Source organism: Afipia sp. P52-10 (assembly GCF_000516555.1).
In the GTDB taxonomy this organism is placed as follows: Bacteria; Pseudomonadota; Alphaproteobacteria; order Rhizobiales; family Xanthobacteraceae; genus P52-10.
This window is the reverse complement of record NZ_AZSJ01000007.1, coordinates 312,907-325,146: the sequence shown is the minus strand read 5'-3', so window position 1 is coordinate 325,146 and position 12,240 is coordinate 312,907. Positions and strand designations below refer to the sequence as shown.

13 protein-coding genes are annotated in these 12,240 nt (G+C 64.3%); 3 read left to right on the top strand and 10 right to left on the bottom strand.

What is annotated here, in order from left to right:
* Positions 1-38 precede the first annotated feature (38 nt).
* A complete protein-coding gene (locus X566_RS24810; RefSeq protein WP_152539981.1) occupies positions 39-212 on the top strand; it encodes a hypothetical protein in 174 nt (57 codons plus the stop codon).
* A gap of 129 nt (positions 213-341) precedes the next feature.
* Here the strand turns inward: X566_RS24810 and hydA are convergent, their stop codons facing one another.
* From hydA to X566_RS18735, 6 genes are read right to left on the bottom strand one after another with little or no spacing between them, the layout of a single operon-like run.
* Positions 342-1,751 carry a dihydropyrimidinase gene (hydA, locus tag X566_RS18760; RefSeq protein WP_034472409.1) on the bottom strand — a complete coding sequence of 470 codons (1,410 nt, stop codon included), beginning with the start codon at positions 1,749-1,751 and terminating at the stop codon, positions 342-344.
* A 29-nt stretch (positions 1,752-1,780) separates the two neighbouring features.
* Positions 1,781-2,521: an aspartate/glutamate racemase family protein gene (locus X566_RS18755; protein ID WP_034472407.1), complete on the bottom strand. Its 741-nt coding sequence runs from the start codon at positions 2,519-2,521 to the stop codon at positions 1,781-1,783.
* Entirely contained in the window at positions 2,518-3,912 is a 1,395-nt protein-coding gene (locus X566_RS18750) for an amidohydrolase family protein (protein WP_051444343.1), read from the bottom strand. The genes X566_RS18755 and X566_RS18750 overlap by 4 nt, the downstream gene beginning before the upstream one ends.
* An 18-nt stretch (positions 3,913-3,930) precedes the next feature.
* The gene (locus X566_RS18745) at positions 3,931-4,707 is read right to left on the bottom strand and encodes an ABC transporter ATP-binding protein (protein WP_034472403.1); all 777 of its coding nucleotides are present in this window, start codon (positions 4,705-4,707) and stop codon (positions 3,931-3,933) included.
* Positions 4,707-5,558: an ABC transporter permease gene (locus X566_RS18740; RefSeq protein ID WP_034470444.1), complete on the bottom strand. Its 852-nt coding sequence runs from the start codon at positions 5,556-5,558 to the stop codon at positions 4,707-4,709. Before X566_RS18740 ends, X566_RS18745 begins: the two co-directional genes overlap by 1 nt.
* The gene (locus tag X566_RS18735; protein WP_034472399.1) at positions 5,542-6,546 is read right to left on the bottom strand and encodes an ABC transporter substrate-binding protein; all 1,005 of its coding nucleotides are present in this window, start codon (positions 6,544-6,546) and stop codon (positions 5,542-5,544) included. Before X566_RS18735 ends, X566_RS18740 begins: the two co-directional genes overlap by 17 nt.
* 200 nt (positions 6,547-6,746) lie before the next feature.
* Between X566_RS18735 and X566_RS18730 the strand changes: the two genes are divergently transcribed.
* Together X566_RS18730 and X566_RS18725 are read left to right on the top strand one after the other, a co-directional pair.
* Positions 6,747-7,457 (top strand): GntR family transcriptional regulator, encoded by a 711-nt coding sequence (locus tag X566_RS18730; RefSeq protein ID WP_034470442.1) that lies wholly within the window; start codon positions 6,747-6,749, stop codon positions 7,455-7,457.
* A 2-nt stretch (positions 7,458-7,459) separates the two neighbouring features.
* Positions 7,460-8,209, top strand: a complete 750-nt coding sequence (locus X566_RS18725; RefSeq protein ID WP_034470440.1) for an aspartate/glutamate racemase family protein — start codon at positions 7,460-7,462, stop codon at positions 8,207-8,209.
* 142 nt (positions 8,210-8,351) lie between these two features.
* Here the strand turns inward: X566_RS18725 and X566_RS18720 are convergent, their stop codons facing one another.
* The 4 genes from X566_RS18720 to X566_RS18705 form a co-directional block, all read right to left on the bottom strand.
* On the bottom strand, positions 8,352-8,543 hold the full coding sequence (locus tag X566_RS18720; RefSeq protein ID WP_034470437.1) for a hypothetical protein: 192 nt from the start codon (positions 8,541-8,543) through the stop codon (positions 8,352-8,354).
* Between the two features lie 121 nt (positions 8,544-8,664).
* Positions 8,665-9,510: an ABC transporter ATP-binding protein gene (locus tag X566_RS18715; RefSeq protein WP_051444342.1), complete on the bottom strand. Its 846-nt coding sequence runs from the start codon at positions 9,508-9,510 to the stop codon at positions 8,665-8,667.
* Complete coding sequence (locus X566_RS18710) at positions 9,507-10,304, bottom strand: ABC transporter permease (protein WP_034470434.1); 798 nt, start codon at positions 10,302-10,304, stop codon at positions 9,507-9,509. The genes X566_RS18715 and X566_RS18710 overlap by 4 nt, the downstream gene beginning before the upstream one ends.
* Before the next feature lie 3 nt (positions 10,305-10,307).
* Complete coding sequence (locus X566_RS18705) at positions 10,308-11,714, bottom strand: ABC transporter substrate-binding protein (protein WP_034470430.1); 1,407 nt, start codon at positions 11,712-11,714, stop codon at positions 10,308-10,310.
* Between the last annotated feature and the right edge of the window lie 526 nt (positions 11,715-12,240).

Below are 12,240 nucleotides of genomic sequence, written 5' to 3'. Positions count from 1 at the left end.
ACGACTGAGGTCTGAAAATAGACAAATGGAGAGTAGCGATGGCAACCAATCCTCCTAAAGGCGACGGTCACCGCAACGGCGCAGTGCGAGATCGGTCTCAGGTCTACAATCCAAAGACTGAGACCTGGATCAAGCGTGACGCAGACACAGGAAAGTTCATGGATGGAAAGAAGGATGGAGCGCCATTCAAGGGCGTTCGCAAAGAAGATTGACGCATCGAACTCACAATAAGCCCCGAGCATCAGCGTGGGGCTTATTCGCATTCGCTGGACGTACGCCTCGTACACGTTAGTCCCACGCGCTAAAGCGCGTGCAACACCCTCTTCCTCTTCGCACCCCCCTCAAATCACCCCCGACTTGCCGCGGCTGAGCACTTCGCCTGCGCCTTTGGCGCCGACGATCTCGCCACGCTCGCACACCACCTGTCCGCGCGCGATGGTCATCACCGGCCAGCCGGTCACCTCGAAGCCCTCCCACGGCGTGTAGTCGGAGCCGTGGTGCAGTTCGGCCTGCCGGATCGGCTTCGTCAGCGCCGGGTCCCACAGCGTGATGTCGGCATCGAAGCCGATCCCGATCGAACCCTTGCGTGGATAGAGGCCATAGAGCCGTGCATGATTGGTCGAGGTCAGTTCGACAAACTTCTGTAGCGAAATCCGCCCCTTCGACACGCCCTCCGAGAAGAAGATCGGCAGCCTCGTCTCGACGCTCGGAATGCCGTTCGGCACCCAGCGAAACGAGGTCCGCGCATTCGGCGTCAGCTTGCCTTGCGGGTCGTCATAGCGGAACGGGCAGTGATCGGACGAGAACGTCTGGAAGACGCCGGTGGTGATCCCCTCCCAGATCGCCTGCTGGCTTTCGGCATCGCGCGGCGGCGGCGAACAGACATACTTCGCCCCGCTCATGTCCATGTTGAGCCCCTTCATGTCGTCGGCGGTCAACGTGATGTACTGCGGACAGGTCTCCGCATGCACCGGCAGTCCACGCTGCTGCGCCCAGCGCACCTGCTCCATCGCTTCGCGGCCGGACACATGCACGATCATGATCGGCACGCCGACGATCTCGGAATGGCTGATGGCGCGATGCGTCGCCTCGCGCTCGACCGCCTGCGGCCGCGACGCGCCATGGAAGTATGGCGCGATGTGCCCCTCGCGCTCCAGCTTGATGGTGAGATAGCGGATGGCGTCGTAGCCCTCGCAATGCACCATCACCAGCGCTTCCTCGCGCCGCGCCACATCAAACACCTCGAGCAACTCGCGGTCGCTGAGCACCAGATCGTCGTAGGTCATGAACACCTTGAACGAGGTGTAGCCGTCCTTGACCAGTGCCGGCAGCTCCTGCCCCAGCACCACCGCGGTCGGATCGGTGATGATCAGGTGGAACGCCGCGTCAATGTAACACTCGCCCTCCGCAAGCTTGCGATAGGCCTCGACACAGGCCCGCAGCGAGGTGCCCTTCTCCTGCAGCGCGAACGGCAGCACCATCGTATTGCCGCCCGCAGCCGCCGCGCGTGTCGCCGAAGCGAAGTCATCGGCCATCAGCACGTCGGGGCCGGAGGGCTGCGAGATATGGACGTGGCTGTCGATCCCGCCCGGCAGCGCCAGCAGGCCGGTGGCGTCGATCTCGCGCGCGGCGCCCTCGATGCCATCGGCGATGGCGACGATGCGGCCGTCGCGAATGCCGATGTCGGCCCGGAATTCGTCGCTCGCCGTGACAATCGTTCCGCCGCGAATGGCAAGGTCAAATCGCGTCACCGATACCTCCGTCAATGCGTCTACCTCCGTCAATGCGTCCGCGCCGGTGTCCGGAACACCCGGCCCCATTCCGACAGGCCGCGCGGGTCCGCGCCCGCCAGCGCCATCGTTCGCCACAGCGTCACTGCAACCGAATCCAGCACGGCGATGTCCAGTTCCGTTTCGAGTGATGCGGCCACCGCTGCACCATCGAGGTTGGTGCAGAGAACGACCACCGCATCCGCCCCTTCGGCGGCAACCGCCCGGATCATCGCGGCGATCGTTGCGGGCTCGACCTCGCCGAACGAGAAGTTGTCGCGCAAACCGAGATGGCGCTCCGCATGGCAGACGACGCCCGCCTGCTGCCAGACCTCGCCGATGCGCTGCTGGACATCGTCACGATACGGCGTGACGAAGCCGACACGCCTTGCGTCCAATGCCCGCACCGCATCGATGCAGGCGAGCGTCGATGTGGTCGCCGCCGCTTCCGTCCGCGCGCTGATCGCCGCACACAGGCTGATGTCGCGGTCGATCCCGAGCCAGCTCGCCGAGGTGCCGTTCCAGGCGATGGCATTGACCTTGGCATCCGCCAAAAGGTCCGCCGCCGGCAGCATCACCGATGGATCGAACTGATCGAGGGCTGCGGCATCGAGCGCGATCTCGGTGACGCGGAAGCGCGAGAAATGCGCGGCAACGCCGGCGACATCCGCCAGCATCGCGCAGGTGACCGGCTCCAGCACCGAGTTGGAGGACGGCGTGATCATGCCGAGACGCTTGCGCATTGCGCTCATGCCGAAGCCGCCAAGCGCCCGGCCTGGCGCACCGGCGCAACGTTGTGCCGCGCCCACAGGCTTTCGGCGACCTTCTGCGCCTCGCGCACCAGTTCGGGACCATCGGCGCGGGTGAGATGGCCGTCTTCCATGATGATCCGGCCATCGACAACGACGGTCCGCACATTGTTGCCGTTGCCGGACCACACCAGCGCGCCGAACCCGTCGATCACCGGCGCGAAGGTCGGCTCGGACAGGTCCAGCAGCACGAGATCGGCCTTCTTGCCGATTGCGAGCGAACCGATCTCGTCGCCGAGCCCGAGCGCGGCGGCGCCGCCTTGCGTCGCCCAGCGAATGGCAGCGCGTGCGCTCAGTCCTTCGGTCTCGCCGCGGATGCGCTGCATCGCCACCGCCCAACGCATCGCCTCGAACATGTCGCCGGAGAACGTATCGGTACACAGCGCGATGCGGGCACCGTGGCGCGCGATCGAGGCAACCGGCGCGATCCGTCCGGTCTTGGCGTTGCCGATCGGCGTGTAGGCCACCGTCGCGCGGGCGTGGCCAAGTGCGGCTTCATCCCCCGCGGTGACGTGGATGCAGTGCGCCGCGATCAGCCGTTCGTTGAGCAGCCCCGCGGCATCCAGCACCTCGACTGGCGAGCGTCCGCTGCGGTTGCGGGTCTGCGCCACCTCGATCGGGCTCTGGCAGACATGGGTGTGAACGTTGCCGCCGTGGCGAGCGACCAGATCGGTTACCTCGCGCAGCAATCCGTCCGAGCAGGTGTCCGGCGCATGCGGGGCGAAATCGCAACGGATGCGGCCGTTGTCATGGCCTTGCCAGCGCTCCACCAGCGCCACGTTCTCGGCCACGCTCTGGGCGCCGGCTGCGGCCGAATAGTCGTAACGCTTCTGCGTCAGCGCCTCCGGATCGGCATCATGGATGCGGCCGGCGATCACGGCCCGCGTACCGAGTTCGGCATGCGCCTGCGCCAGCGCTTCCGGATAGCGATAGAAATCGACAATAGTCGTCGATCCCGTGCGCAGCATTTCGTAAACGCCAAGCCGCGACAGCGCCGCCGCTTCCATCTCGCTCAAGCGATGTCCTTGCGGGATACCGGCCGTGAACATCGGCGCGAAGCCGAGGTCCTCGATCATGCCGCGCGTGATCATGAGCGGCGTATGGTTGTGGACATTGACGAGGCCCGGCATCACCAGACGCTCGCGGGCATCGAGCGTGCGCGCGGGCAGCCAGCGAGGCGCGACCGCGCCGCAATCGCCGAGATCGACGATGCGGCCCTCGTCGATCGCCACCGCGCCGTCGGCAATGATCCGGTCGGCTCCATCCAGCGTCAGGAGCACTCCGCCCTTCACCAAAAGATCGCACGCGCGCGGCGCGGAAGCTGCATCGCTCATGGTCACGCCTCGTTCCTGTCAGGACGCTTTGGCAAGCCGCGTCGACTCCTCGCGGATCAGCGAGAGGATATGGCGCTTGGCGTCGTTGAACTCCGGACTGGTGATGTCGCGCGGACGCGGCAGGTCGAAGTTCACCGCCTCGCGGATGCGCCCGGGCCTGCGCGTCATCACCACGATCTTGCTGCCGAGCACCAGGGCTTCGTCGACGCTGTGGGTGACGAAAACGATGGTGCAGCGGCGCTTCTGCCAGATCGAGACCAGTTCCTCCTGCATCTCCAGCTTGGTTTGCGCATCGAGCGCTGCGAACGGCTCGTCCATCAGGATCACGCGCGGGTTCATCAGCAGTGCGCGGGCGATGCCGACGCGCTGGTTCATGCCGCCGGACATCTCTGACGGGTGATGATGCTCGAATCCGCGCAAACCGACCAAATCGACGAACTCCATGGCGCGCTCGTGCCGCTCCGCCTTGGCGACGCCCTTTAGCTTGAGGTGGAACGCGATGTTGTCGATCGCCGACAGCCACGGCATCAGCGTCGGCTGCTGGAACACGACACCGCGATCCGAGCCTGGCTTCTCCACCGGCTTGCCGTCGACCAGCGCGCGGCCCGACGTCGCCTGCTCGAACCCGGCGATAATGTTCAGCAGCGTCGATTTCCCGCAGCCGGACGGCCCGAGCAGACAGACGAAGTCGTTTGCATCGATATCCAGGTTGATGGCGTCGAGCGTCAGCAATTCACGCCCACGTTTGGGATCGGCGAATACCTTGACGATGTTGCGAAGTTCGATCGCCGCCATCAGCCGGCCCTCCCCTGCACGGTGGTCGCCTGCTGCCATCGCAGCGCGCGTCCCATGATCGCCTTGATGCCAAGGTCCGAAAGATAGCCAAGCAGCCCGATCGAGATCATCGACGCCAGCACGATGTCGTAGCGCAGGAAATAGTAGGAATCCCACAACACGTAGCCGAGCCCGCTCTTGACCGCGACCATCTCGGCAGTGACCGTCAGCATCCAGGCCGAGCCGACCGCGATCCGCAACCCTGCGAAGATCGACGGCAATGCTGCGGGCAGCACGATATCGGTCAGCATCTGCCGTCCGTTCGCACCCATCATCGCCCCGGCGCGGACCAGGTTATGATCGACCGTCTTCACGCCGTGGATTGCGTTCATCAGCACCGGAAAGAACGCGCCGAGAAACACCAGGAAGATCGCCGGCTTATCGGCGATTCCGAACCAGATGATCGCCAGCGGAATCCACGACACCGGCGGAATCGGACGCAACATCTGCAACGTCGGCTCCAGCGTCTTCTCGCACAGACGCGACCAGCCGATCGCCACGCCCGCCAAGATGCCGAGCGCGCTCGCCAGTGCGAAGCCGCTGAACACCCGCAGCGCGCTCGCAAACGCGTCGCGCAGCCAGTGCCCCGAATAGGTCTGCGTGGTCTCGTCGAAGCCGAACACCCAATCGCCGAGCGCGTGCAGCACCGCGCTTGGTGCCGGCAGCAGCGCCGGCGGCAGCATGCCGGAGCGCGCGAACGTTTCCCAACCAACGATCAGCAAGGTCGGGACGACGAAGCGTTCCCAGCCCTGCACCGCGCGCGCCAGCCGAAATCTTGGCTTGGCGCTTGCCACATCAATAACCGAGGTCATTCTTGGTCTTTCCCGTCGCCTGCTCGAGGAAGGAGTAATCCATGTTCTTCTCCACCGCGGCGGACACGTCCTTCGAGATGTACTTGAGGTCGCGCATCATCGTTGCGATCGCGAGTGCCTTGGAACGATAGATCGCCGAGTCCGGCGTCGCGTTCTTCAGCGCCTCGGCGGCCACGGCCTTGTCGAGGCCGGTCAGCTTGTTGATGACATCGATCCACGGCCCGTTGTCAGCCGTCAGCTTGTTGTTGAGATCGACCACCGCCGTCACGACGCCCTGCACCGCACCGCGCTGGCTGGCGATCACGTCCGAGCGGGTGACGATAAGATTGGTGAGATTGCCGGCAGCCTGGTCATAGGGCAGCACGAAATGCTTGCCAGCGCCAGCCAGGCGGATCTGCGACGCGAACGGCTCGACCGAGCAGACCATATCGATCTCGCCGCGCTGTAGCGCCGCGAGATGGTCCGACGGATTGGGAATGTTGATGAACTGGATGTCCTTGTTCGGATCGACGCCCTGCTTGAGGAACGCGCCGCGCATGTGGATGTCCTGCGCATTGCCGCGGGAGGCGGCGACCTTCAGCGGCTGGCCGTCTGCCTTCGCTTTCGCGACCAGCGCCTTGAAGGCGGACCAGTCATCCGCAGGCAGCGAGAGCTTCTGCGACGACAGGCATTCCGAGCCGCCGTTGATCTGGCCGGAGACGGCGACGATGTCGAAGCCCTTATCCAGCGCAGTGATGTAATGCAGATAGGTCACCTGGGCGACGTCGATGCTCTTCGAGATCAGCGCGGTCAGCACGTCGTTGCCGGAATTGAAGCCGGTCGCCTCGACCTCGACATTCTTGGCAATACCGGGGATCAGCGACATCGGCAGACAATGCGCGCACTTCGCAAAGCCCAGTTTGACCTTCGGCGTCTGTGCCGCAGCCAGTTGCGCCCCGCCCAGCGTCGTTGCCAGCAGCAGAAGGGCCAATTTCACGGGATTCCGCATCTCATGCTCCATTCAGGCGCCTCGTTGGCGCGCGTCCTGCATCGATCATTCCGCATCCGCCCGCGATCGCGCAACAGCATTTTTGCATGCTGCATACAATTTCTGCGATATGCCATTGTTTTCAGCCATATACGTCTGTTATTTAGGCAATCAATGTGCGGCGATTAGCCCTATGATCGAGCGCAAGCAGTGAGGCAGGTGTGCAGAAGAAATCAGATCTCGCCCGGGGACGGAGGTCGCCAAAACTCAAACGGATTGGACTGCATGAGCGCGCGGCAGCGCGCATGCGCACCATGATCATCCGTGGCGAGTTGCCCCCCGGCTCGCCGACCCAAGAGACCAAGCTGTCGGAGACGCTCGGCGTCTCGCGGACCCCGTTGCGCGAGGCCATGAAACTGCTTGCGGCCGAAGGCCTGGTGGAATTGCGGCCGAACCGGAGCCCCCGCATCGCCGACATGGAGATCGAAGGCATCTCCGAACTGTTCGAGGCCTTGTCGGGCATCGAGCGGCTCGCAGCCGAACTCGCCGCCAAGCGCGCGACCGAGCGCGACCTGCAGCGTCTGCAAAAGCTGCAAGCGCGGATGGAAGGCTATCACCGGGACGGCAAGCTCGACGACTACTTCAGCATCAACGGTGAAATCCATAGCCTGATCGTTCGCATGGCCCGCAACACGCCGCTTCGCGAAGCGCACGAGACGCTGATCGCGCGGGCCGAGCGCGCGCGCTATCTCGCGCTCGGGGCCGACCGCCGCTGGAGCAATTCGGTCGACGAACACGCCGACATTCTCGCAGCGCTCAAGGCGGGCGACAGCGAAACCGCCGGGCGCCTACTCGGCACCCACGTTCAACGGACCGGCACCGCGCTGCTGGAAGTCCTCCCCCGATCCAAGCTCAGCGAGCCGGCCGCCTGACCATGAAAATTCTTCTGCTCAACCCGAACACCAGCGCGGACATCACGCAATTGATGCTCGGCGTCGGACAACGCGCGGCTGCCGCCGGCACCGAGCTCGTGCCCTGCACCGCCGCGCGCGGCGTGCCCTATATCGCCACCCGCACCGAAGCGCAGATCGGCGGCGCAGTCGCACTCGAACTGCTGGCCGAGCACCATCGCCAGGTCGATGCCGCAATCATTGCCGCGTTCGGCGATCCCGGCCTGTTCGCTGCCCGCGAGCTGTTCGACATTCCGGTGGTCGGCATGGCGGAAGCAGCGATGCTGACGGCGTGCATGGCCGGCCGCCGATTTGCGATCGTCACTTTCGCTCAAGCATTAGGGCCCTGGTACGAAGAGTGCGTGCGCGCGCATGGGCTGTGGGACCGCTGCGCCGGTATCCGCATGCTCGACGATCCATTCCGCGCCGTCTCGGAGGTCGGCACCGAGAAGGAGGACCTGCTGGTCGAACTCGCCAAGCAGACAATCGCCGAGCGGGACGCCGACGTGCTCATCTTCGCAGGTGCACCGCTGTCTGGTCTTGCCGAACGGGTCGCCGGCCGCATTCCCGTCCCGGTCATCGATCAGGTGGTCGCCGCCGTCAAACAGGCTGAAGCGCTGCTCGCGCTGCGCCTGCACAAGGCGACCGCGGGCACCTATCGCAGGCCCGGCGCGAAGCCGACAACAGGCCTCCCCGACGCGCTCGCCGCTCGACTCGAACACCGCGACTATTGATCACACCTGCGGCTTGTTTCGGTCTATCATCCGGATCAAAGCGATCGCAGACATCAGAGCGAGCGAAGGCAGACAAGAGACACGATCATCCTCTGCATGTGGCACCCCGTGCAGGACATGCCGCGTAAGGGCAAACCACCATTCAGCAGCCGCTGTAACGTCGGTCCCTGCCCTCGTGCAGTTCGCGCAAATATGCGAGGCCATATTCGGCCAGGCGCTCGGGGTTGCGCTGACCCGCGGAGTTCAACGTCTCGATGTAACGGCGAATCCGGCGCCGCGACTGATCGTCAGTCGCGCCGTAAGTCCGCAACACCGTTTCGACGATGTCATACATCGCAGCTTCCCTGACAAAAGGCCGTGCGGTTTAGCGGCGCGTGCATGAACGCCAGCTTAATCGGATATGAGTATTTGTTCAGAATCGATCGTCCCTCCCTGCGCCAGTGCTTCGCGAGCGGTCAGCCAGAAACGCCGAGTGGGCTCAGCCGGACATGAAACGGCGCATGATCCGATGCTTTCAGCAGCGCGAGGCAGTGCCGCTTCAACCGAACAAAGGCGGGATCGAGGACGAGGTCGGCGACACGCGGGCGCACGAACGGCACCACGATGTCCTCCAGCACCCGACCGGGCCGCGCGCTCATCACGATCACTCGGTCGGCCAGGAATAACGCTTCGTCGATGTCGTGGGTCACGAACAGCGTCGTCGTCGGAATCTGCGTCCAGATATCCAGCAGCACCTCGTGCATCATCGCGCGCGTGATGGCATCGAGAGCACCGAACGGCTCATCCATCAGCAACACCCGTGGCTGGTTCACCAGCACCCGCGCGATCTCCACGCGTTGCTGCATGCCGCCGGACAAACGCGACGGGTAGAACTCCTCGAAGCCTTCGAGCCCCACAAGCTTCAGCAGCGCATCGGCCCGCCGCCGCCGCTCTGCCTTGCGGATGCCGCGCATCTTCGGGCCGAACGCGACGTTGTCGCGCACGGTCTTCCACGGGAACAGCGTGTGCTGCTGGAAGACGATGCCGCGCTCGGGGCTGGGGTCAGCGACCGCTTCGCCATCCACCGCGAGACGGCCGCCGCTCACCGGCAGATGCCCCGCCAGCGCACCGAGCAGCGTGGACTTGCCGCAGCCGGAGGGGCCAAGGATGCAGATCAATTCGCCGGGCACGGCGTTGAAATGCAGATCCTGAACGGCGGTGAAGGCTTGCGCGCCCCGCCCCAGCGTGATCGCGACATGATCGATCTCGATCCGCCCGAGCGCGGAGGTTGTGTCACGTCGCGGCAAATGATGGAGGTTCATCGGATAGCCCCCTCCCGCCACGGCATCAGAACACGGCCAAGCGTCGTCAGCATCCCACTGCTGCCCATGCCGAACAAGCCAATCACCAGCATGCCGACGATGATATCCGCGTAGTTCTGCAGCGTGTATGCCTCCCAGGTGTAGTAGCCAATGCCGAACTGGCCGGAGATCATCTCTGCGGTAACGAGGCAGAACCAGGACGTGCCCATACCGATCGCCAGTCCGGTGACGACGTTCGGCGCGGCGCCCGGCAACACGATCTCACGCAGGATCGCGATGCGGGTTCCGCCAAGGCTGCGCGCCGACGCCAGCAGCCGTCGGTCTACGTTTGCGACGCCGTGAACTGTGTTGAGAATGATCGGAAACAGCGCGCCGATGAAGGTGATGAAGATCATCGACAGCTCCGACGACGGGAACATCAGGATCGACAGCGGAATCCAGGCAACTGCAGGGATCGGCCGCAGCAATTCCAACGGCGGCAGCAGGATGTCACTGGCGGCGCGAGACCGGCCGATCGCAAACCCCAACACTACCCCTGCGATGGCCGCAGCCCCGTAGCCGGCGAACACCCGTCCGAGACTGCTGCCGAGATGCGCGATCAACTTCGGCGACTGCAGCAGCGTCCAAGCCGATTGCAGCACCTCGGTCGGAGGCGGCACGTTGCGGAACGTGACCAACCCGAGGTTCACCCGCGCCGACGAGGCGAGTTGCCAAAGCGCGATGCATGCCGCAATCGACGCCAGCCGGATCGTCAGCCGCACCGCCGGCGACCGCTCTGCGTCCGGAACGGCCATCGCTCAGCGGCTCGCCACGATCGAGGCGCGCGCCGCGGCGTAATCGAGCACTTGCCCGCCCTGCGCCTTCGCCCACGCGTCGGCGGCTTCGCGAGTGAGGAAAGCGCTCAGTTCGCCGCCCGACGCGCGAACAAACCACGCCTGCTGCGCGAACAGCTTGATGCCGCTGCCCTGGTCCTGGGCATAGACGACGCGGATGTCCTTGCCATCCTTCTCGAGCCCGGTCAGCGCCTTCAGCGCGCCCTCCGCGGACGAATAGTGACGCACCAGCGGCTCGCCCCTGACCCAGATCTGGGCGACCCGCTTGACGTCCGTGATCGCAGCGCCAGTGTCGGCATCCTTGGCCTGCAGCGGACGCTGCGCATAATCCTTCAGCTCGGCGTCATAGTCGCGGCCGGTCTTCGCGAACGCGGCGCGAATGTAAGTGTCGGTGACGAACGCGTTGATATCGAGATCGCCGTCAGCGCGCTTCAGCAGCTTCAGCGTTTCGATCGAGGTCTGCACCGCCTGCCGGTATTCGGGCTTCCAGGTCAGGTCGCGGGTCTGCAGACCGAGCGGTCCGTGGAACAGATAGTTCACCTCCGCCTCGATTCCGGTCACCTGGGCGATCAGCTCGCTGTACTTCTCCGGCTCGGCGGCGATCAGCCGGTCGGCTTCGAGGGCTGCCTGCAAATAGGCGACGACGATCTCCGGATACTTCGCGGCATACGCGCTATCCACCAGCGCGCCATGAAAGGTCGGCGCATCGGCCTGCGAGCCGTCGAAGACCTTACGCGCGAAGCCGCGCCACGGAAACAGTTCCGCGAACGGCACGAAGTCCGCATGCGCGTCAATCTTGCCCGCCTGCAAAGCGGGTCCTGCGACTTCCGGCGCCTGGGTGATGATGTTGACGTCGCTCTCCGGATTCCAACCCTGCGCCTTGATCGCGCGCAGCAGCATGCCATGCGAGGTCGAAGCGAACGGGACCGAAATGGTCTTGCCCTTGAGTTCGGCGATCGACTGCACGGGCGAATTTACCGGCACGACGATGCCGTTGCCGCTTCCTTTGGTGCTGCCGGACAGCGTGGTGATGAACAGGCTGCGCCGGCCGGATTTCTGAAACGCGACGCCGTTCAGCGAACCAGGGAAATCCGCCATCGCGCCGAAATCGAGCTTGCCCGCGACCATCTCATTGGTCAGCGGCGCGCCGCTCGTGAAGTTCTTCCATTGAATGTCGTAGGTGACATCCTTGTACTTGCCGTCGCGCGGCAGATACTTCTCCAGGAGCTTGAGCTCGCGGATCAGCAACCCGCCGGTGGCGCAATTGATGGTGGTGTCCTGCGTTCCCACCGCGACGCGGATGGTCTCTGCCTGCGCGGTCGCCGCCATCAGAATCGCCGCAACGAAACTTCCCAATCCAAAACGAACCATCGGCTGCCTCTCGTATCCGCCACGTCACCCCAGGTGCAAAGTCTTTGCGCGCAAGACGACATGGATCATGTTCACGCCAATGCTGCAGGAGCGACTGCATCCGCTGAAGCAATTACTTGCGAGGCGTTCGCCCCGAGACGCGCCGACAGCACTGATTTGCGAATCTTCGCGGCAAGCGGCGAAAGCGCGCACGAATGATCTTGCCGAACTGCCACGTCCGGCAGATCGAATATGCCATCGCGCTTCATTTGACGCGGAGCGTTTCCTAAGTTGCTGCACATACGTTCGCAGAAGTGGACTTCTCGTCGCAAGCACCTCTAGTGTGTGGAATGGAAACTCCCTTCATTGACTTCCCGGCGGTCCGACAGGGAGTGTCTGATCCGAAGTGCACCGAATCCAACGATCGCTGGTGTCTTTTCGAATCCAAAGCTCGTTCCGAGACGTGTCGCGAGGTGAACACGTCGGGCCACGAGCAGCAGCAAAATTTTCATCTTGCAGCGAGCTGAACGCATGTCCCTCAAGACGA